The following is a 22,213-nucleotide window of genomic DNA, read 5'->3' as shown; positions in this document are numbered from 1 at the left end:
CTACATCCGTTCTGGTGCGTTGACGCCCACCATGCTCAAGCCGTTGCGTAATACCTGCCGCGTCGCACGCGCTAATGCCAAACGGGCACTGTGGATAGCTTGCGCCTGCTCGCCTGCTTTCGGCAGAATCTGGCATTGATCATAAAAACGGTGGAAGGTTGCCGCTAGGTCCTCAACGTAGCGGGCAATGCGGTGTGGTTCGCGTAGTTGTGCGGCGGTTGCCACCACCTCTGGGAACTCACCCAAGGTGCGGATGAGGTCGCCTTCTTTATCATGGACCAACAAGCTCAGATCTGGAGAATCCGCATCCACTCCAAGTTCTGCGGCTTTCCGCTCAATCGAGCACAGTCGGGCGTGGCCATATTGCACGTAGTACACGGGATTATCAGCTGACTGCGCAGTCCACAGTTCCAGGTCAATATCCACCGAAGTATCCACGTTAGAGCGAACCAACGCATAACGCGCGCCGTCGATGCCGATGGCCTCGACCAAATCTTCCAAGGTGATAACGGTTCCGGCACGTTTAGACATCCGCACCGGTTTGCCGTCGCGAAGCAGGTTCACCATCTGGCCGATCAGCACTTCCACGTTATCCGGCTCATAGCCCAGGGCTTGGGCAGCTGCGCGCAAACGTCCAATATAGCCATGGTGGTCGGCGCCCAACATATAAATTGCCAGGTTATGGCCGCGGTCGAACTTATCGGCAACATATGCGATATCACCAGCAATGTATGCGTGATCGCCATCAGATTTGATCACCACACGGTCTTTGTCATCACCGAATTTCTCTGACCGCAGCCACCACGCGCCGTCGGCTTCGTACAGATTGTCGTTCTCCTTCAGGGTGGCAATTGCCTTGTCTACCGCACCGGATTCATACAGAGAATTTTCGTGAAAATACACGTCGTACTCCACTCCAAATTCTCGCAACGAAGCTTTGATCTGCTCAAACATCATGTCCACGCCGAGTGCCCGGAAGTTTTCTTGCACTTCAGCTGGCTCACCGTCGAGCGCAGCTGGGTTTTTCTCAAGCACCGCGCTCGCGATTTCGTGGATATAGTCCCCGCCGTAGCCGTCTTCTGGGGTCGGCTCGCCTTTGGCATTCGCTACCAGCGACCGCGAGAAACGGTCAATCTGTCCACCATGATCGTTGAAATAGTACTCCCGGGTAACGTCTGCCCCGCTGGCCTCCAACACACGACCTAAGGAATCGCCGACGGCAGCCCAACGTGTACTACCAAGGTGGACAGGCCCTGTAGGGTTTGCCGAAACAAATTCGAGGTTGATGCGCTGTCCAGCACACAGATCCGAATTTCCGAAAACATCTTTTTCGCGCAGAATCTTGGCGACGATCTCGCCTTGCGCATCGGCAGCTAGGCGAATATTCAGAAATCCGGGCCCCGCGATCTCAGCGTGGTCAATCGCCGCATTTTCTCCTAATGCCTCTGCCAACCAGCTAGCGAATTCCCGCGGGTTAGCTCCAGCCTTTTTCGCCACCTGCAAAGCGACATTGCTGGCGTAATCACCATGCTCCGGGTTGCGTGGCCGCTCCACTGTTACCACCTCAGGCAACACAGACGAGTCCAAGTCACGCTCTGTCATTACGGCGGTAGCGGTGTCTTTAATTAATTGGGAAAGATCAGCTGGAGTCATAGCTCCTTAGTGTAATAGACAAGCAGCCTGGCTTAAGAAACAGGCAATTTGAACATTTTTCGACAGCCACAGAACGATCGTGCGGTGCCCGGCGTTTCCCGACACCCTGCACAACTTAACCCGCTAGCATCGCATGAAGTAACTATTTTCACTTTCGTCACTTCTTGGAAGGACTTGCCAGTGCGCTCGACACCATTTTTTAAACGGAGCCGTACCACTATCGCCAGCGTTGCTTGCCTGGGCGCTTCCGTTGCGTTGTTCCAACCTTTATCAGCACACGCCGGAATCGCACAACACCCCGCACGCAATGCGGAAATTACCTGGGAAGACTGCCCCGCGCAGGTTACCGACGACAACGCAGAATGCGGCCGCATCGACGTTCCTACCTACCACGACAACCCAGAAGCTGGCACCATCTCCGTCGGCTTCGTCCGGCAGAAAGCTTCTGGAAGCTCCCGCGGTGCATTATTCGGCAACCCGGGCGGACCTGGCGGAGACGGTTATTCTTACTTCGCCGGTGACATGTTCGAATGGCCGGAAGGCATCACCCAAGAATGGGACCGTATCGTCGTCCAGCCACGCGGCCTACCGGGTTCTACGCCAGTGCGCTGCGATGAACCCCGAGATGTCATTGCCAATAATCCCATCACCCACCCTGGCGGATTCTGGAAAGATACCTGCGAAAATTCCACACCGGGATACACCGATTCCTTGACCACGCAGAACACCGCGCATGATTGGGAGTGGGTACGCCAGGCTCTGGGATACGACGAAATCTCGATCCTAGGCTTGTCCTACGGCACCTACTTGGGATCTGCATACGCAAGCGCGTACCCACAACATACAGATCGGTTAATCCTCGATTCCGCCATGAACCCCTATGCTTCGTGGGGTGGTGTACTCACGCAACAAAAACGGGGATACGACAACGCCTACGCAGATTTTTTCACCTATGTGGCTGACCGCAATGACATTTATGGCCTCGGCACCACCCCGCTAGCCGCCTATAACTCGTGGTCACGCAAGGTTTTGGAAGAATCCGGAGTAAACCCCACCAATCTGCCCCCAGCTGCCCGAATTGGTGACCTACCAGCAGGATTGGAATGGTCCGGCGCAATCGGCACAGAAATTATCAATGCCACGAGTCAGGGTTCTGCCCAGCTGGAACATTTAACGCGTTCCGCACTCGCCCCTGGCGCCAGCCTCGATCAATCCTTGACCGCTATCGTTACCCACCAGTTGGTTCCGCAACCACGCCAATGGGACAAGCTCGCGAAACACATCAATGGCAGCGAGGATATGTTTGCTGAGCTGGAACAGCCTACCGAACTCAGTGATGCAGAAATTGAGAAGATCCAACAAGCGCAAGTTGCCACGATTGCGACGCAGCAGTTATTAGTCTGCAATGAAAACACGACGCCAACGAACCCTGCGTTGCTGCCGGAATACCTGTGGGCAAACTTTGTCGTCAGTGATATTCCTACTGCCAATTCCTACAGCTTGGCGGCTGGCCACACCTGCAACGGTGCGGCACCGATTACCGGAGTGGCTCACTTGGATGGTGCCGAACTTGACGTGCAACCGCTTCAGGTCAGTGCCACTGGAGACCCACAAACCGTCTACGCTGACCACAAAGCTCTTGCCGACGTCATGAACGCGCACGTTCTCACCGTTCATGGCCCAGGCCACGGTCACGTGGGCAACGGCAACAAAGTCGTCGACAATATCGTCGTAGACTACCTTCGGACCGGCAAGACCCCACAGCAGTCCGATGCACCGGGCTACTTCGAGCAATAACCAGCCCTATTTTTCACAGAACCACCCGCGACCTGCTAATTATTGCCAACGTGCGATGAGGTGTTAGTATTTAGGTCGCGGTAAATTCCGCCGGATTGCCCCCGTAGCTCAGCGGATTAGAGCGTCGGTTTCCGGTACCGAAGGTCGAAGGTTCGAACCCTTTCGGGGGCACGCTGTGTTGTCTCGAGACATCGTTGTTGTTTTCTACGATGTTCTCGAGACTTTCGTCGTTTAGCTCATTTTCTATCGCACATAAGCCTGTTAATTATCCTGCCTGGGAGCAGACGGTGCAGACGGTGGACAACCATCGGCTGCTTCATATCCAGGGATATTGTCCACCGCGAGCACGGCATTCATAAACCGTTGAATGCTTGGTTTATCGTCCTCATGTAAGTGATCGAAAATCAACCTGCGCACAGACTCCACGTGATCAGGCACTGCTTTTTGCAGCCGTTGCATACCGTCATCGGTCAGCACTACGCTGACGCCGCGGCCGTCACCGCTGAAGCGTTCTTTACGTAGCAACCCCCGCTTTTCCATACGCGTGATCTGGTGCGAAGTTCTGGACCGGTCCCACACCAATTCATCGCATAACGCGCACAAGCGCAGGCAGTGATTGGGCGCTTCCGAAAGAACGACAAGCACCCCGTATTCCGCAGTCGACAATCCGCTAGCATTCAGCAGTGTCTCGTCTAAAACGCGATTGATCTTACGGTTTGCCTGCAAGATGCTACGCCACAGGTCTTGTTCATGATCATCAAGCCAACGTACTGGTTCCGCCATGCACATATACTAACGAATTTTGTTGACAAGTCAGATTTCACCGGATTAATCACTACCGTGCTGGTTATTCAGGCGCCTGCTCAATGAAGCTAACCTGCGGTCAACTCACGCATCGAATAGCGCTGGGCGCCCACCACCCGGGAATAGCGCTCCGGCATACACGTCAACACAAATACCTGAGTCTGTCGGGCAATTTCACTAAATAACGTCGCCATAAGCCGAAGCCGTCGCGCATCAGTCGATCCCAGCGCATCGTCAACCATAACCGGCACAGGAATTACTGGCAGCTCGCCTGCGGCAGTACTGCCCTGCTGCCCACGGGCAGTCAATGCAGCAACCGCAAAACGAACCAGCAACGCCAATTGCTCCTGGGCTCCGCCAGATAAATGCTCAGTCTCTAAAGCCTGATCACCAATGATGCGCTGAGAAATCGCGAGGCTTTCATCTAATTCAAAACTGACAGATTGATCAAAAACCACGCGAGCGAAACGCTCAAGTTCACGGGCAAATGGTTCCATGTATCGCTGGCGTGCAGCATCCCTATGCCGGATTAACGTCTCCCGTAGGCGGGCTGCAGCGTGGGCACGTCTTTCGACGACTGCATAGTCAGCTTTTCGGTTCTCCAGCTGCGCCTCGGCCTTGTGTAGCCGCTCCGCCGCGCCGGTAGCTGCCTCGATGTGGGAGGTTAGGGCTAGCTTTCGATTCTCGGCGTCGCGCATGGTCTTCTGCAACTGAGCTAGATGCGCTTTCGCGCCCTCCCAATTCCGCATGGCCATGGAAACATCGGCATCATCGGCAGCGGCTTGTGCAGCTTCCCGTTCGTTGAGCGCTTGCTGCCAATGCATATTCGCAAGCTCAACATTTTCGCGCAGCTTCTCCATCGAAGCAGAATCCGCAGTCGCCGAGACTTTTTCTTCAGCGGCAACAACGCGCTCATTGGCGAGACCATAACGTTCACGCACACGCATCGCTTCCGTTGCGGCAGGCCGACCATCATAAGCCGCAAGCTTGTTTGCTGCGGCTTCCAACTCTTCACGTGCCCGTTCTTCAGCTGCTTCGGCAGCACTCAGTTCAGCTGCAATCTCATCAGCAGTCAACCCTGCTAGCTGGTCTGCGCTCATTTCGGTGCCAGGTTCGGTGCCAGGTTCGGTGTCAAGTTCGGCGCCAGGTTCATTGTCAGGTTCAGTACCCAAATCCACGACTCCACCATCCTTGGCGTACTGATCTAATCCGGCAAGCTCTTGGACCACATCGTCGATGTCCTTATCACCTACGACACCAGCTCGCCGGTTCCGCAAAGCAGTGATTTCTCCATCAAGCGCATCGCACCTGGTATAAATCTTTTCTGCACTCTCCAGATCAGAGCAATGGAATTCACGCAATAGTTCGTCTAATTGTGCCCGAGCCTGTTCCAGCGCAGATAGTACGGACTGGCTGTCTTCCTGTTCCCGCTGTCCACTGCGATAGACCGCAGTAATATCGCCAAACTGCACCGACATGCCGTCGGAAAGCGCAAGGCTGTGCTCCGGCTGGAATTTTTCGGTAGCTTGCTCCTCTTGTTCTCCGGCCCCGCTCTGCACAGCCGATCCGAGAGAAATGTCGCGGCTACCGGCATCATCTACGACAGTGACCGTAGTTGGAGAACCGGCACACAGTTCCAGACGCGCAGCATGGGCGTCGGCAAGCTTCTGCTCAACCACCACATCATCGTGTGCCTGGCGCAGCCGTTGCCATGCAGACCGGTCTACATACGCAGGTAAAGCCGCCAGCTCCGCACGCGCTTCCGCGATCTTTGTATCAATCCCCTCTACCGTATCTAGTAAATCGCGCAGTTCCTGTGCCCGCTGTGCGTTGCGTAGTTTGTTCGAGGACATACGGACTGCCTTGTGCCGATCCCGTTGCGCTCGGTATTTTGCATCAGCCTTGTTTTTCGTATCCTGCAACTGGTCAATAATTACTGCTTCTTGCGCTGCCGTTTCTTCTGCCTGCTGCAACTGCGCGGACAGTTCGTCCCGGCGCGATTGTTCCTGCGCAAGTTCGTCGATCAGAGCAGTACGGGCTTCTAATAGCTCTGATTGCGAATTTTTCTGCTGCATTGCTTGCCGTACCGAGTCCACAGCGTCGCTCAGCCGTTGCTGTACTGTTTCCGCATTCTGCTTCGCAGCTTCCGCATTGGCATATTCTTGCTCTGCATTGGGGATTTCGCCCGCGGCGAGTTTTTCCCGTTCACTGAGTTCTTCGTATTCTGCAACGTATCCAGCTACGTGGTCGAGCTGCTTTTTTGCCTCGTCATAACGGGTTTGAGCAGCGCTGAGTTCTTCTTCTGCAGCTTTCAACTCTTTCGCAGACTTACCGGTCTTTGCAGTGTAATAACGTGCATATTCTGCGTTGACGGCCGCAAGCAGCCGCGATTCTTCCTGCGCTTGTTCCGTGTTCGTGCCTGACACAGTAAAAAAGCCAGCGTTTTCGGGGCTCTCGCTTGCTATGTCTGCGGTGTCTTTCGCCGTCGCATTCGCGGAGCCGTTGTTTTTATTCCAGAAATGCCCGGATTGCAATGAGCTTTCCACGCTGGGGATGCCGGCCGCGGCGAGCGAATGGTGTAGTTTTCCTTGTCGGACAAACAATGCATCCAACAGGTCGGTATCAAGATATTCACTGATGATGGAGCGGAATTCGTTTTCGGCTTCATCACCACGCAAACGTGCTTTTTTCGGGCTGTGGAGTTTCAGCTCGCATTTTTTGCTCGCGGCCGAGCTGGAAAATTGTTTGTAGATTTCCATGCGGTACGGACCAATCGATAGGTCAAGCCGTATTTCCGGCCATCCGGAACCGTCGGCAGGCACGAGAGACTTAATATCTTTCGGAAACCCCGAATACTTATAATTCAGGCACGCGTCGATGGCGTCCATGATGGTGGATTTTCCTGCCTCATTATCACCATGAATCACGACGACGCCCGTCTCTGGTAACTCAGAAAGCTCCAGCTGGCTAATTCCTCGGATATTGTGCAGGTAGAGTCCGTGTATACGCATCATCGGCGCGCCTCCTTCGTCAATCGGAATAGTAAGTGTGCGCCATCACGCGCGGCATAGTCGTGGTCAGCATCATTCAACAACTCTTCAAGCGCAGCTCGGGCATAGCCACTGACGTCGAGATTTTCTAGCTCATCGGCTTCTGGCTGGAGATTCAGCCCCGGCGACGACCGCGATTCATACAGTGCCCCGAAGCTAGGACGAAGATCCGCTAATTCACGCTCCAACCGCATGGTATCGGTCAAGCTTAACGCCCCGTGCAGATAATATTTCACCACCGTGCGTCGCTTGTTGTCGTAACTGTGCAGGTAATTCAGAAACCCATCAACAGTAGCGGCATCATCGAGTTCGGGTTGAAGTGCGTGAAATTGCCATTGGCCAATAGCGTGCTTGACGACGCTTACTTCTGCTTGCTGCACGGGGTGTGTGGCGGGCTTGGTGATACTGACTACCAACGCGTTGCCGGAATCGGTTTCTCCGCCGTCTGTGGGAAAACCCCAGTCCGTTAGTTTATGAAAATCCGTCGTTTCTGGTGCCCCGGAAAACCATACTTTTTCGGTGGTGCCCAGTGACGCCGTGGAATGGGTATCACCCAGCGCAAGATAATCGATAGTCCCGGACGCTAAAGCTGTTTCCACACAATTCAGATCGATCAAATCGGGCTTGATCTCATCGCCATACGACTCCACCTGCCCGTGACCCACCATCACGCGGATGGCGCTCGTTGGTTTCAGCCCCTCTAGTGCGGCAGCTACCAAGTCATGATCCGGGTTTTTCACCAGCAAAGGAGCGCCAACAAGTTCGACCCCATCTGCTACTTCCTGTGGCGTGTTGTTATCGATGACGTGAATATTGGTCAATTCCCGTGCGCTGAAAAAGATGGAATCCGCCACGAGCGGGTCATGGTTACCCGGAAGCAAATACACCGGCACCGGTAGCGATTGCATCGTCTCTAAGGCGCGATCCAATGTCCGTCGCTCCAAAGAATTATCGTCGAAGACGTCACCAGCAACAAGAATGAACGCGCAGCCTTCCTGTTGAGCGAGCTCACCTAATTTTTCAATCGCTAGCAAACGTGATTCTTCAAAGCGTGCGCCTGCATCGCCGTCAAGGAAACGGCGATGCATACCCAACTGGAAATCGGAAGTGTGGAGGAAAGTGACGTTTTGATCTGTGCTCGAATGCTTCACAACTACATTGTTAACACAGCCGTCTCACATTACTGCTTCCTGTGCGTTAAATGATGGTACATATCTTCGATATCGGATACGGCACGCAGCAAATCAATGTTGGTATGGCTGACTGCACGCAATGCTTTGCGCAGAAGGTCTGGGTCTGAATCATCCAGCGCAGGGGCAATCTTCGGGCTCGGCACAGCTGGTAATTCCCTGCCACTCCAAAAAGTCTCTGCACCATCTTCAGTGGCTTTGCGGGCAACGTCCTGTGCGGAGGCAACGATCATCTCTTCGAGTTGCCGCAGTGAGATTCCGCGCAGATGAAAAACGGCTGCCGGATCGGCATCTAATTTTCCGCTCAGCGCTTCGGCAAATGCGACCAGGTGTTTACAGATCCAGGCACTGTCCGGACAATCGCAATAACAGCGAATATCACTATCCTCTTCTGCCAGCAACACTTCCAGCACGTCGTCGGCAAGCTCACCGGCACGAACTCGCTCCATCGCCCCGGAAGTTTCTGCCAACATCCGCCCTACTGAGTTCAATTCAGAAACCGACCGCGGCGGAAGCTGGATAAGCACCGAAAACGGTTGATTCTGTGAGCCGGCTACCTTGCCATGCGCAGCACCGTTGTGAATATCGATCTCCACTACATGACCGCTGCGAGCGTAATCGATACCGCGCTGATAGCGTCCGTTATCCGCATTCTCTAGGATCATCCGACGTAGCTCCAGCCCAGCAGAACCCTGCAATGGGCGTAAGCGTTGCATGTGCTGGGCGGTCTCATGCAAGTCAGAGGCTTTTTCTACCCGCTTTCGTGCGCCAAAGTTCGCATAAATGACATTATCCGCCCCGGAATCCGATTCAGAGCCTTTCACGCCCTTGGGCACCCCATTCTGCCTACGCTTATCATTCATAGCTATTGCTCGCGGTAACTCATTAATTCTGCCAATTGTTGTGGGTCCAATTCAGTAATCCAGCCTTCACCTTCACCCACGATGGCGCCTGCCAAGTGCGTCTTTCCGTCAAGAATATCCTGAATGGATTCCTCCATCGTCCCGGCGCTGATCATCTTATACACCGCCACATTCTTTTGCTGGCCAATGCGGAAAGCCCGGTCAGTCGCTTGGTTTTCCACCGCCGGATTCCACCACCGGTCCATGTGCACAACCATCGAAGCCGCAGTGAGATTCAACCCGGTCCCGCCTGCTTTCAACGACAGAATCATCACGGCCGGACCGTCGTCTGCCTGGAAATCACTCACTAGCCGGTCGCGCTTTTGTTGCGGGACGCCACCATGCAGAAAAGGCACACTTTCTCCGAGCTGCTCACTCAAATATGGCTGCAGAATCTCCCCGAATGCCCGGTATTGCGTAAATACCAGCATGCGCTGGCCAGACTGCACGGCGTGATCCACCAGCTCCATGAGTTTCTCAATTTTTCCTGAGCGATGTTGGCCTTTCAACGTCACTGGTGAGCCATCGCCTAAGTAATGTGCCGGATGATTACAAATCTGTTTCATCCGCGTCAGGCTGGCCAATACCATGCCCCGGCGCGCAATGCCCTTATCTTTGGTCTCGAGCTGGCGTTGCACGTCATCAACTAAAGCTTTGTATAGGGCAGCTTGTTCATCACTCAACGTGACGGTGAGCACTTCCTCTGTTTTTTCTGGAAGGTCATCGATGATGGCGGGATCTGTCTTCAGGCGTCGAAGAATAAAAGGCGCCGTCAAACGTCGTAACCGATCCGTTAATGCCTCATCATTATCGCGTTCAATTGGTTTCGCGAAGTGATGTCGGAAAAAGCTTGCCGAGCCCAGCACACCCGGATTGGTGAAATCGACGATAGAACGCATCTCGGACAGACGGTTTTCTACCGGGGTACCCGTCAAAGCGATGCGGTGGCGAGAAGGCAGAGAACGAACGCTTTTCGACGCACGTGTCGACGAGTTTTTGATAGCCTGCGCCTCATCTAGCACTACGCGATCCCATTCTATGCGTCCCAGAGCAGAAAAATCGCGGCTCACAGTGCCATACGAGGTAATGACGAGATCGCGTTCTGTCGCCACACGAACAAACTCATCCCCGGTGGCACGCTGGCTGCCGTGGTGCACCAAGATTCGTAGGCTAGGGACGAATTTCGCTGCCTCCCGGGCCCAGTTTCCTACCACTGAGGTCGGCGCTACGACGAGCGTGGGACCAGTCGATTGTTCGCGGTGTTTTTCGATCGCAGTCAAAGACAACAATTGCAGTGTCTTTCCTAAGCCCATGTCGTCGGCAAGCACGGCCCCCAGGTTGTTGCGCGACATCCAGTACATCCAATCCACGCCGCGGCGCTGATAATCACGCAACTGCGCATGCACAGTTTCTGGGATCTCTACCCTCTGGGGCGCTGGTGTTTCCATGCCTCCGAGCAGGCTCGCGTGCCAGTTCGATCCGGTAAATTCGATGGGCTCATCGGCCATAGACTGCAGCGCCAGCTCGCGGAGGTCACCGACGGTCACTTCCTGAGCTGTAAAGCCCCCCTCGTCTGCTGCGCCATCTGCATCGGCGGCACCTGCGCTGTTTTTGACAGCATCGTTGTAGGCCTGCCGCAATCTTTCGGCTTCTGCAGCCAGTTCGTCAGCGTCGGGGGACTCCGCCAAGCGTGCCATTTCCGCTAAGCGTGCGGCTTTTTCCATCCGTTTTTTCGTGCGTTTCGACGCCGTTTCGGACAACTGGTCCATGTACTCACTGATTCGACTCAGTGCTTGGGTATCCGCCATGACCCAATTACCGCGCAGCTTGATCAACCCAGATTTCGAGTTGACCAAATCCGACATTTCCTCGTCGCTCAATTCCTGGTCACCGATGGAAAGCCGCCAGTTGTATTGCACAAGCTTATCCATGCCCAGTTGCGATTGGGTCGCTTTCTCATTGACCTCGCGGGTTTCTAGTTTGGCGGTGGTTTCCATCTGCGACCAGGCACGTGGCAGCATGACAGTAAACCCTGCTGCACGAAGATTAGTAATATCTGAACTCACGAAGTCCACAACATCTTCGGTATCGACGTAGACGTCCCAATCACCTGCGTTAGCATCTTCTTGTCGACGACGCATGCGCTCTACCGGGTCCATGTTCGGTTCCAGCATCGGCGACACTCGGATTGCTTCCAGGTGCGATTTACGAAGCGACTCGACACTCGACTGGTCGAGCTGGTCTGTGCGAATGGGCTGTGGCGAGTCAGTGCCAGAGCGCACCTGCACCCGGATAGGCCAGTGCGCATGCGGTTCATCCGGCGGTTCATTCACGATGATGACCAGTTGCAAATCAACCGAGGTGATCGAGTCATTCCACTCATTAAGCCCACGCAACAGCGCTCCCTTACCGCGCCGAATTGGTTGGCCTTTCAATAACGCTTGGGAAAATTCATGCCACGGGTACGGCCTGGGTTCTGCCGCTAGTGATTGCAGTTGCGCGATGGTGATCCAGTGGACCAGGTGATGAGCTAATTCGTCGGCAAGATCGCGATTATTGACCGTGAGAATTCCGGGGCAAGCCGCAATCATCTCGCTAAGCCAACCACGTTCCGCCAGCCCCGTGGCAAGGTGCCACTGGGGAAACCACTCACCCGCCTGGTAGCTCAGACGAACAGTAACTCGCCCGGCACGGACAAATTGGGTTAGTCCCGTATACATGCGAATCAACCAATAAAGATCCGGTGCGATCGCATTGCGTTGGGACTCCGTTGCTGCCGGGGAGGAATTATCCAAAAATTCTAATTCGCTCAGTATTTTCACAGAATCTTCTGGAGCGAAAAGGCCCATGGGCACCATAAGCGAGACGTCTTTGCCTTTGGGGGTACGCAAGGAAATGCGGGCACGGTTTCGGAAGCTACGCCGCTGCAATAAGGACTCGACGATCGGTGGAAAAGTCCCGGATGGAACCTGTTCCGGCAGAACAATCTTCCGCCCTTCCACCTTTTCAATCCATAAGCTCAACCCGGAAACTGGCAGCCACAGACCATGCAGAAGGAACGAAGACATAAGGGACAGACTACCAGTTTGCACCAGAGCCGAAATCTAATTGTTATCATCCTGTTATATTCCGCAGTGTTGCCTGCTAAGAGCCTAAAAAACCTGAAATTTTGCTGGGTTTGACGCAGGTAACATTTGGGTGAGCTGCGAATTCTCACTACGGTAAATCATTGGTCCACTAAAACCAGTCGTTTTGCTGTGCGGATTGGCCACTGCGACTACTGATTAAGTATTCGCGACGGCAACGTCGAACAGCAGGTCGCTGAGTTTTCAAGTGGTAAGCAGAGCTCGACAAACTGTATCGCCCGGCTACCTCATGCCAGGCAATGCACAAATTATGCGCACTTCCCTGTGCGCCAGATGTCTACTTACAAGGAGAAACGGTGACTGAATCAACCTGGTTTGTCATCGCGATCATCATCTACATGTTCGGGATGCTCGCGATTGGCTACTGGAGCTATAAGCAAACAGATCAATACGACGATTACGTCCTCGCAGGCCGCGGCCTTCCGCCATTTGTCGCCGCGCTGTCTGCCGGAGCATCGGACATGTCCGGCTGGCTGCTCATGGGCCTTCCGGGCGCATTGTTCGCATCCGGCATGGTTGAACTGTGGATCGCGATCGGTCTGACGATCGGTGCATGGGTGAACTGGAAGGTTGTTGCACCACGTCTTCGTGCATATTCCGAGATCGCAGACGATTCGATTACGGTTCCTTCCTTCTTCGAAAACCGTCTAGCAGATAAATCACGCGTCCTGCGTGTTCTGTCCGCAGCGGTTATTATCTTCTTCTTTACTTTCTACGTTTCCTCCGGCATGGTGGCCGGTGGTCGTTACTTCGAGTCCACCTTCGATGGCGACTACCTGATCGGCCTGCTGATCGTCGCGGCCATCACTGTTGCCTACACTTTCATCGGTGGTTTCCTGGCTGTGTCTTACACCGATACTGTCCAGGGCATTATCATGTTCCTGTCGCTGATGATCGTCCCAATCATGGCGTTCGTATCTCTTGACAGTGGTTCGGACATCTTCAGCTTCGCAGCTGACAATGATTACGGCACCGACGGCATCGTCGAGGCCAACCCAGAGTTCTTCAACCTGTTCAACGTAGCTTCTGCCGGAGCAGTTGCCGCTATCGTTGGTAACTTCGCCTGGGGCTTGGGCTACTTCGGCCAGCCACACATCATCGTGCGCTTCATGGCCCTGCGTAACTCCACCGACGCCCGCGCAGGTCGTTTCTGGGGCATCGGCTGGATGCTGCTCTGCGTTATCGGCGCCGTCTTCGTCGCACTGGTCGGCACCGTGTTCTTCACCCAGACCGGCAATTCCATTACCGACCAGGACGCTTTCGAGACCGTCTTCTTGGACATGGCCCGCGTCATGTTCCACCCACTCATCGCAGGCCTGGTTCTGACCGCAGTTCTGGCTGCGATCATGTCCACCATGTCCTCCCAGCTGCTGGCTGTCTCCTCCTCGCTGATCGAGGACCTGTACAAGATGTTCGCGAAGCGCAAGCCAGCAGAACAGGTTTTGATCAACCTGTCCCGCACCTGCGTTGTTGCCGTCGCTGTTCTGGCCGCTATCCTGGCAGTCAACCCAAGCGACTCCATCCTGGGACTGGTCGGATTCGCATGGGCCGGCTTCGGCTCCGCATTCGGTCCGGTCGTCCTGTTCTCGCTGTACTGGAAGCGCCTGAATGCACCAGGTGCCATCGCAGGTATGGCCACCGGTGCCATCGTCTCCGTAGTTTGGGGCGTATGGTTCTCCGACATCATCTACGAGATCGTGCCTGGCTTCGCAGCAGCTGTTATTGCCCTCGTACTGGTCACCTTGGCAACCAAGGAACCAGACACCAAGGTCAAGAAGCAGTTTGATCAGGCTGCCAAGCTAACCGACATCGCGACCGAAAACGAAGACGTTGACTTCGACGAGGCCGCGGAAGAAGTTAAGAAGTAAGCTTCTTAACCACCTTCGGCGCTTAATACCGCAGGAGATGCATTTTCTTGCGGTGCGCCACTCCCCTGTGGATGGGATCAGCTCATCCACAGGGGATTTTTTGTTATCTATCTGACATCTCTCAGCTTTTGCGCTAACCTGGCCACTGTCACTACAAAGTGGGTCACATCACAAATTCTGGCCTAGATCGATTAATCTACGCACTTCAAGGGAGCGGAGCAGTAATGTCAGAACAAACCTGGTTTGTGATAGCGATTATCGCCTACCTCATGGCGATGTTGGCGATTGGATATTGGAGTTATACCAAAACTTCGGAATATGACGACTACGTCCTTGGCGGACGAGGCTTGCCACCATTCGTCGCAGCGTTATCAGCTGGAGCCTCAGATCTTTCCGGCTGGGTGTTGATGGGGCTTCCGGGGGGCCTTGTTTCTTTCTGGTCTTTCTGAGCTGTGGATCGTGTTCGGTTTGTTTGCCGGCGCGATCGCGAACTGGCAATGGGTTGCTCCCCGATTGCGCGCATATTCCGAGATTGCGGAAAATTCCATCACTATTCCGTCGTTTTTCGAAAATCGTCTGCGCGATAAATCACGGCTGCTGCGCATGGTATCGGCTGCGATTATTATTTTCTTTTTCACGTTTTACGTCTCATCTGGCATGGTGGCCGGCGGACGATACTTCGAATCAACCTTTGACGGAGATTACCTAGTCGGCTTGCTCATTGTTGCGGCGGTGACAGTGGCCTATACTTTCGTCGGCGGTTTCCTCGCTGTCTCGTATACCGATATGGTCCAAGGCTTAATGATGTTTAGTGCACTGATCATCGTGCCCATCATGGCATTGCTTGCACTAGACCAACCCAGTGATATTTTCAGCTTTGCAGCCAACAATGATTACGGCACAAACGGCGTCGTCGAAGCTAACCCTGACTTCTTTAATTTGTTCAACGTCGCTTCCGCTGCCGGTATTGCGACTATTATTGGCAACGCCGCTTGGGGTCTTGGTTACTTTGGCCAACCACACATCATCGTCCGCTTTATGGCGCTGAAAAGCCCCGCCGATGCCAAAGCATCACGCAATTATGGCGTTTTCTGGCTGGCAATCTGCTATGCGGGGGCAACATTCGTGGCCTTGATCGCCACCGTCTTTTTCACCCAGACTGGACACAGCATCACCGACCAAGACGCCTTTGAAACGGTCTTTTTGGACATGGCGCGCGTCATGTTCCATCCACTGCCAGCCGGATTAGTACTCACAGCAGTGCTGGCCGCCATTATGTCTACGATGTCATCTCAGCTGTTGATCTTGTCTTCTTCCCTCATCGAAGACATCTACATGGGGCTAGCGAAAAAGCGCCCCTCCCAATTCGTGCTGATCAATCTCTCACGCACCGCAGTCGTCGTCATCGCCATAATCGGTGCACTGCTTGCGGTTAATCCAAGTGATACTATCCTCGGACTGGTCGGTTTCGCCTGGGCAGGCTTTGGTTCTGCCTTCGGTCCCCTTGTGCTGTTCGCACTGTATTGGAAGCGGCTGAACGCACCAGGCGCGATCGCCGGAATGATCACTGGAGCGGTGGTCTCTATTGTCTGGGGTATCTGGTTCGGCGGTATCATTTACGAAATGGTTCCGGGCTTCATAGCTTCTACCGTTGCACTGGTTCTTGTCACCCTAGCTACCAAGGCGCCGAGTGAAGAAATCCAACAAGAATTCGACAAGGCTGCCAAACTGGATAACCTTGCCGACGCCGGTGGACTCGATTTCGACCAGGCAGCCAGCAAAGTCAAGTAGCTGTGGCCTCGGCCAAACTGCCAGTCGCTGTTTTCACAACGCTGAGTTCACGACTCATGTGCAAAGCTGGTCGACCCCGGAACCCGTAAGGCGCTTATGCAGTCTTATAGTGCATGCAGTCTTATCTCCCGGGGCCAACCAGTGGTATACAGCGGCGCATCTTTCGCTGGTATATTTTCCTGTTAACCATAGTTACCGTTGTAATCGCACTCGCTACTGCATGGCCGCGTCTTAAGCCCACAACATACGACGAAAACCTGAATCTTCCATCATGGGATGCGCTGTCAACACAACTCAAAACAACACCACAGCGCCAACGCATCCCCGGATATGAAAGAGAACAATTCGGCAGTGGCTGGGGACGAAAAGGCGTCTGTACTACCCGTGAAGCCGCCTTGCTCTCTGCTGCAACCACCTATCATTCCCCTAGAGCTGAGGATTACAGCGATACCCAGTACGCCCAGCCAACCCCACAACCTGCACCGCAACGCACCGGAAAACTTCCAGAACCAACGGATTTAGCAGCATGCACAATTGTTGATACCCAGATTTGGGATGAATATGCCGGGACCCCCATACCCATTACAGATTCTCCGCGCGAGATTGATATCGACCATATTTTTCCGCTTTCTGCTGCCTGGGATTTAGGCGCACATTCATGGGACCACGAGCAGCGCAGAAAATTCGCCAATGATGGCCGAAACCTCGTTCCCACAGACGCCAGTGCCAATCGAGAAAAATCAGACTCATTACCAGCAGCCTGGATGCCATCTGATGACTCCGCACATTGCTGGTATGCACGCAGGGTCGCGTTCGTAGCAGTGCTGTACGATCTTAAAATCCCCGAGGTAGACGCACGAAAAATGACTGAGGCATGTACGCTGTTTAGCCTTCTTGGACGCTAGGTATGCGCTGGTAGAGTGGCACACGGAGCTTTTGTCCCTATTTAATTTCCTCTACCGAAAGGGATTTTCCATGACAGATTTCATGCTTGTCCTACACATCGCAGCTGCCGTGTTATTCATTGGCCCAATTATGGTGGCTACCTCGGCCTTTCCTGCACAAATATTCGAAGCGAAATCGGGTAACACCACTGCACAAGGCGCAGCATCGGTACTCTATCGCATCACCAAAGTCTACGGGTTCCTCTCCGCACTGGTTCCTTTGCTCGGACTTGTCTTGTTCCTGAGCGATATGGATACTTACGGCAGCCAAGGCAAATTCCATGCATCCATTCTGCTCGCAATTATCGCTTGGGTTATTTTGCTCGTGGTTATTTTGCCACGCCAGCGCACTGCACTCGGCGCATTAGGCATGTTGCCAGAAAGCGAAGCATCGCCGGACGAAGATAAAGTGGGTAATTGGACCCAGTTGAAAAAGCAACTATCCATGTACGGCGGAATTTTCAACTTGCTCTGGATCGTAGTATTGATCTTGATGTTCGTATAGCTACCATCCACGACGAGCTCAACGCTCGTAGCAAAGCACAAAGCCCGGGTCCAGGATGAGTATCCTGCCCCGGGCTTTGCCGTGTGCCCATATTGCGCTAGCGCTACCGCATGATAGTAGCTGTTAAGAATGCGTGGGCACCTCTAGCCGCGGAATTTTCCGCCTTTTCTGGCACCTCGGTTCTGGCGTCCACCACCCTGGAATCCGCCACGATTAGGAGCACCGTGATCCTTACGGATCTTAATCAGCTCACCAGAAATTCTGGTATCCGACAGACGGTCCAATACAGCCGGATCCAGGTTCTTTGGCAGTTCGACAATGGTGTGATCGGCACCAATATTGATACGACCAAAGTCCTTGCTGTTCAAGCCACCTTCGTTTGCCAGCGCACCAACGATTGATCCAGGGCGCACGTGCTGACGCTTACCCACCGCCAAACGGTATGGCTGGAAATTAGCGTCTCGGCCCCCGCGTCCGCCGCGGTCACGGCTACCACGGTCACGGCCCCGGCCATCACGCCCGCCGCGGTCGTCGAAATCGCGGCCGCCACGCTTATCGTTAAAACGATCTTTCCGCTTATCGACTGGCTGTTCTTTCAACAAGAAATCTTTGTCGCCTTGCAGTTTCACAGCAAGCGCAGCAGCGATATCGTCCATCGCCACATCGTGGTTCTTCGAGTACTCACGAATCATTGTGCGGAAGAAATCTTTGTCCTTGGCACCAAGGGCCCCGGTGATGCCTTCGGCAAAGTTCTTCTTGCGCACCTCATTGACCTCGTCGACCGTCGGCAGCTGCATTTCTTCCAGCGTTGCCTTAGTGACTTTTTCGATCGACCGCAGCATGCGGCGCTCACGTGGGGTAACGAAAAGGATCGCTTCACCGCTACGCCCAGCGCGTGCTGTGCGTCCAATACGGTGGACATAAGATTCGGTATCGCCAGGAATATCGAAGTTAATGACGTGCGAGATGCGCTCGACGTCCAGACCTCGCGCGGCAACATCGGTCGCGACCAGAATATCCAACCTCCCCGACTTCAGCTGCTCCACCGTACGCTCACGCTGGTTTTGTGCAATATCGCCATTGATAGCAGCTGCACTGTAGCCGACGGCGCGCAGCTTCTCCGCGACTTCTTCAGTTTCGTGCTTCGTGCGGGTAAACACGATCATGCCGTCGTAGTCGATAACTTCCAAAATGCGAATGAAAGCGTCGAACTTCGCGCGGTGCTGAGTGAAAAGGAAGCGCTGGGTGATGTTTTCGTTCGTACGCGCCTGCGATTTCACCGTCACTTCAGCAGGATCGTTCAGGTACTGCTTTGAAAGACGGCGAATGCCATTAGGCATCGTCGCTGAGAACAAAGCAACCTGCTTCTGTTCTGGCGTGTCCGCCAAAATACGCTCGACGTCTTCCTGGAAGCCCATGTTCAGCATCTCGTCGGCTTCATCCAGCACGAGGTACCGCAGCTTGGAAATATCCAGACTGCCCTTCTCCAGATGGTCAATGACGCGGCCTGGCGTGCCGACGATGATCTGCGCACCGCGGCGCAGGCCTGCCAACTGAATTCCATAGGCTTGGCCACCGTAAATCGGCAGCACTTCAATTCCGCCGAGGTGCTTAGCGAAAGATTCAAAGCTGTCTGCAACCTGCAGTGCCAACTCACGAGTCGGCGCCAAAACCAATGCTTGCGGGAATCGTTCCTTTGGGTCCAGCTGGGCCAGCACCGGCAACGCGAAGGCGGCGGTTTTACCGGTACCAGTTTGGGCTAGACCAACCACATCGCGGCCCTGCATAAGGATCGGGATGGTTTGTTCTTGAATTGGGGATGGTTTTTCAAAACCTACGGCTGTAACCGCATCTACCACGTTGGTAGGCAGGTCGAGGTTGGAAAAACCCTGAGGACTGTCGCTGGCTGGAGCTTGCGCTGCAGCGTCGGTGTGCTCAGAAGTTTCGCCACTCTCGGCAACGGCACTTGCGGTAGCCGTGTTATTGCCCTGCGAATTTTCCTGAGATTCCGACATAGTCGATGGAGACTGACTGAAATTATCCGGCTCGTTGTCGCCGCCGGTGGCGTAATCGGTAATGCTCATTGCCTGACATACACTACGGGAGCGCGGAGAAAAACACCATTCAGTGGGGAGCTATTTTTACACCTCCCGATACATAGTGAACTAACACACATAAATTATGCCTATAATGGTGACATGGCTAACGAGAATTCACATTCCCCTGTTTCACGTACTCCACATCACTGGGATGGCCGGCACGACGGCGATGGATCTGAATTCCGCCGCTGGCATTCGGTCATCGACACGGTGCAAAACACGCCAGGCGCCGCAGTCCTGGGCTTCGCTTGCGATGAAGGTGCTCGTCGTAATGGCTGCCGCCACGGTGCTGCCGAAGGCCCCCATGTTCTGCGTGAGGCTTTGGCTAATCTTCCTGTCCACAACGACCTGCCTCGCTACGACGCTGGCACAGTGACCGTCAACGGTACCGATATGGAAGGTGCTCAGGAAGAGCTTTCTGAACGCATCAAAGATCTAGTCAACGCCGGGCATTTGCCAGTCGTGCTTGGAGGTTCGCACGAGGTAGGTTACGCCAGCTACCTTGGCCTACACAAAGCTTTGCAGCGCCCCATTTCCATCGTGAATTTCGACGGACATCTAGACTTGCGACAGACCGAAATCCCAACCCACGGCACCCCGTTCACTCAGGTGGCCGAGATGGTCGGCGATGATTTCGATTACTCAGTCATCGGTGTTTCCACTGCGGATAACACCGGAAAGCTGTTTAATTTCGCTGAGGAGCTTGGTACCAAAATCGTTCTTGACGACGAAATCCACAACATGACCCCGCGCGAGGCCGCCGAGCGTGCCCTGGAAATTTCTGATGTCCATGACGACCTTTACGTCACCATCGACTTGGATGCCATTTCCCCCGCCGTTGCCCCGGGCGTATCGTCCCCATGCACAGTCGGGATTGGTATTGAACCGATGCGTGCAATGTGTAAGGCCTTAGCGGCTACCGGAAAATTACGGCTGGTCGATGTTGCTGAGATGAATCCGTACTACGACGTCGATGGCCGCACCGCACGTGTTGCCGCCCGTCTTCTCGACGACATGATCAACGAACACGCCAAGCTACAATAGTAATTTTTGGTGAAACGCACTGCCAGCGGGAGTACTGGTAGTTCTACCCGTTAGCGTGCCTTGCGGTGCTAGATTCTGCCGGCATTTCATGCATATTGGTATCTCTGGTGTGTAAGGTCTCGCGCCCGGGAATCCACGCCAGAAATGCCAGCGCTGCCACCGCAGCACTCCCGAAAAATGCCCAGGTGAATCCCCAGTTATCAGCAACCGCACCAATCGCCAATGGGCCGAAGATCATTCCCAGATCCATCGACATCTGGAATCCTGCCAGTACTTTTCCGCCCGAGCGGTCGTTGCCGATGACGTCGGCAAGCGTGGCCTGTTGTGCGGGAACAGCAATACCTGCAGCTGCACCGCTCAAGCTGGAGAGGATAATCAAAAGCCACAACGTGTCAGCAGTACTGTACAGCGCTACACAGAGAGTGCTAGCAGCGAAGCCGGTCATGATCATTGGTTTGCGGCCGATGCGGTCCGAAAGCCTGCCGGAAAACTGCAATACAACTGCGTTTCCCGCGGCATACGCGGCCAGCGCATAGCCGGCGGCGGCACCACTATCAGCAAAAACAGCTGCCGCGAATAATGGAATCACGGCCACGCGTACGCCCATATTCACCCATCCGTGGGCAAAATTTGAGACCAGCACGCTACGAAATGCAGAATCCCTGAATGCCTCACCGTAGGTGAATTGCGCATTGTCTGCAGACTGGTTCGCTGAAGTATTCGTTTTGGGCATCAGCAGCCAGACCACAGCAGCCGCAGCACATAAACCGATTCCGTAAATGAAAAAAGGCCACCGGAAGCCTAAGAATGCAAGCGCAGAGCCAACCAATGGCCCCAAGATGCTACCGAGCAAAAAGCTGGTGGCATACGTTGCTGAACACTTTCCCCGGATTTCCGGTGGCGCAAGTTTGACGATCAAGCCCATTGCCGACACCGTAAACATCGTCGATCCGATGCCAGCCAAGAATCTTAAGAGCAGAATCTGCCAGTATTCCTGGGCGATGGAGATCAGCCCGGTATTGATCGCTACCAACAAAATACCGGTGATATAGATTCTGCGGACCCCAAATTTATCTGCCAAGACTCCCGCCCCGGTGGCAAAAATCAGGCGGGACACCGAGAAAATAGAGATGACAGCACCGGCAGCAGCCATTCCAACGTCGAAGCTCACCACGAATTGTGGCAATAATGGGGCGATCAGTCCATAACCTAAAGCAACCAAGAAAAACGCCGCGACCAAGACCCAGATTTCTTTGGGGATCTTCGGTTGTTCGCGGTCGGGACTTTCGGATTCCTGAGTATTTGTATCGTTCGAGTTGGAGTTAGCAATAGGCATAGTTCTTGCGAGCCTACTCCTCGATTCAGATTTTTGGCCCGAGATGTATGCACCCCCATGAATCATGGCGAATACATGTTCGAT

The 22,213-nt window shown here is 54.2% G+C and carries 13 protein-coding genes, 1 tRNA gene and 1 pseudogene; 7 read left to right on the top strand and 8 right to left on the bottom strand.

The window, feature by feature from the left end:
• Window positions 1–1,653, bottom strand: a complete 1,653-nt coding sequence (argS, locus tag ACP8MI_RS04280) for an arginine--tRNA ligase (protein ID WP_239211994.1) — start codon at window positions 1,651–1,653, stop codon at window positions 1–3.
• 180 nt (window positions 1,654–1,833) lie between these two features.
• On the opposite strand from argS, the gene ACP8MI_RS04275 reads away from it, so the two are divergent.
• Together ACP8MI_RS04275 and ACP8MI_RS04270 are read left to right on the top strand one after the other, a co-directional pair.
• A complete protein-coding gene (locus tag ACP8MI_RS04275; protein ID WP_284589528.1) occupies window positions 1,834–3,450 on the top strand; it encodes an alpha/beta fold hydrolase in 1,617 nt (538 codons plus the stop codon).
• A gap of 97 nt (window positions 3,451–3,547) precedes the next feature.
• Window positions 3,548–3,621 (top strand) — tRNA-Arg (locus ACP8MI_RS04270).
• Window positions 3,622–3,711: 90 nt separating this feature from the next.
• Here ACP8MI_RS04270 and ACP8MI_RS04265 read toward each other — a convergent pair.
• The 5 genes from ACP8MI_RS04265 to ACP8MI_RS04245 all read right to left on the bottom strand — a co-directional run bounded on the left by ACP8MI_RS04265 (window position 3,712) and on the right by ACP8MI_RS04245 (window position 12,464).
• On the bottom strand, window positions 3,712–4,233 hold the full coding sequence (locus ACP8MI_RS04265; protein ID WP_249606456.1) for a MarR family winged helix-turn-helix transcriptional regulator: 522 nt from the start codon (window positions 4,231–4,233) through the stop codon (window positions 3,712–3,714).
• A gap of 89 nt (window positions 4,234–4,322) precedes the next feature.
• Window positions 4,323–7,268, bottom strand: coding sequence for an AAA family ATPase (locus tag ACP8MI_RS04260; RefSeq protein WP_249606455.1), 2,946 nt, complete (start codon window positions 7,266–7,268; stop codon window positions 4,323–4,325).
• Window positions 7,265–8,455 (bottom strand): metallophosphoesterase family protein, encoded by a 1,191-nt coding sequence (locus tag ACP8MI_RS04255; RefSeq protein ID WP_284589526.1) that lies wholly within the window; start codon window positions 8,453–8,455, stop codon window positions 7,265–7,267. The genes ACP8MI_RS04260 and ACP8MI_RS04255 overlap by 4 nt, the downstream gene beginning before the upstream one ends.
• A gap of 29 nt (window positions 8,456–8,484) precedes the next feature.
• Window positions 8,485–9,357: an SWIM zinc finger family protein gene (locus ACP8MI_RS04250; RefSeq protein ID WP_152671615.1), complete on the bottom strand. Its 873-nt coding sequence runs from the start codon at window positions 9,355–9,357 to the stop codon at window positions 8,485–8,487.
• A 2-nt stretch (window positions 9,358–9,359) separates the two neighbouring features.
• Window positions 9,360–12,464 (bottom strand): DEAD/DEAH box helicase, encoded by a 3,105-nt coding sequence (locus ACP8MI_RS04245; RefSeq protein ID WP_239211991.1) that lies wholly within the window; start codon window positions 12,462–12,464, stop codon window positions 9,360–9,362.
• 374 nt (window positions 12,465–12,838) lie between these two features.
• On the opposite strand from ACP8MI_RS04245, the gene putP (ACP8MI_RS04240) reads away from it, so the two are divergent.
• From putP (ACP8MI_RS04240) to ACP8MI_RS04225, 4 genes and pseudogenes are all read left to right on the top strand, one after another.
• Window positions 12,839–14,410 (top strand): sodium/proline symporter PutP, encoded by a 1,572-nt coding sequence (gene putP / locus ACP8MI_RS04240; RefSeq protein WP_049148186.1) that lies wholly within the window; start codon window positions 12,839–12,841, stop codon window positions 14,408–14,410.
• Between the two features lie 224 nt (window positions 14,411–14,634).
• A pseudogene (putP, locus tag ACP8MI_RS04235) lies at window positions 14,635–16,201 on the top strand (sodium/proline symporter PutP).
• A 113-nt stretch (window positions 16,202–16,314) separates the two neighbouring features.
• Window positions 16,315–17,106, top strand: coding sequence for an HNH endonuclease family protein (locus ACP8MI_RS04230; protein ID WP_081604908.1), 792 nt, complete (start codon window positions 16,315–16,317; stop codon window positions 17,104–17,106).
• Window positions 17,107–17,176: 70 nt separating this feature from the next.
• Entirely contained in the window at window positions 17,177–17,650 is a 474-nt protein-coding gene (locus tag ACP8MI_RS04225) for a hypothetical protein (protein WP_018119980.1), read from the top strand.
• Window positions 17,651–17,793: 143 nt separating this feature from the next.
• Here the strand turns inward: ACP8MI_RS04225 and ACP8MI_RS04220 are convergent, their stop codons facing one another.
• Window positions 17,794–19,734 (bottom strand): DEAD/DEAH box helicase, encoded by a 1,941-nt coding sequence (locus tag ACP8MI_RS04220; protein WP_018119979.1) that lies wholly within the window; start codon window positions 19,732–19,734, stop codon window positions 17,794–17,796.
• Between the two features lie 114 nt (window positions 19,735–19,848).
• Here ACP8MI_RS04220 and hutG point away from each other — a divergent pair, with 114 nt between their 5' ends.
• A complete protein-coding gene (gene hutG, locus ACP8MI_RS04215; protein WP_018119978.1) occupies window positions 19,849–20,793 on the top strand; it encodes a formimidoylglutamase in 945 nt (314 codons plus the stop codon).
• Between the two features lie 43 nt (window positions 20,794–20,836).
• Here hutG and ACP8MI_RS04210 read toward each other — a convergent pair whose 3' ends face one another.
• Window positions 20,837–22,129 carry an MFS transporter gene (locus ACP8MI_RS04210; protein ID WP_018119977.1) on the bottom strand — a complete coding sequence of 431 codons (1,293 nt, stop codon included), beginning with the start codon at window positions 22,127–22,129 and terminating at the stop codon, window positions 20,837–20,839.
• Window positions 22,130–22,213 lie beyond the last annotated feature (84 nt).

Source organism: Corynebacterium sp. LaCa_70, from assembly GCF_058182015.1.
This window is presented reverse-complemented; position numbering and strand designations above follow the sequence as displayed.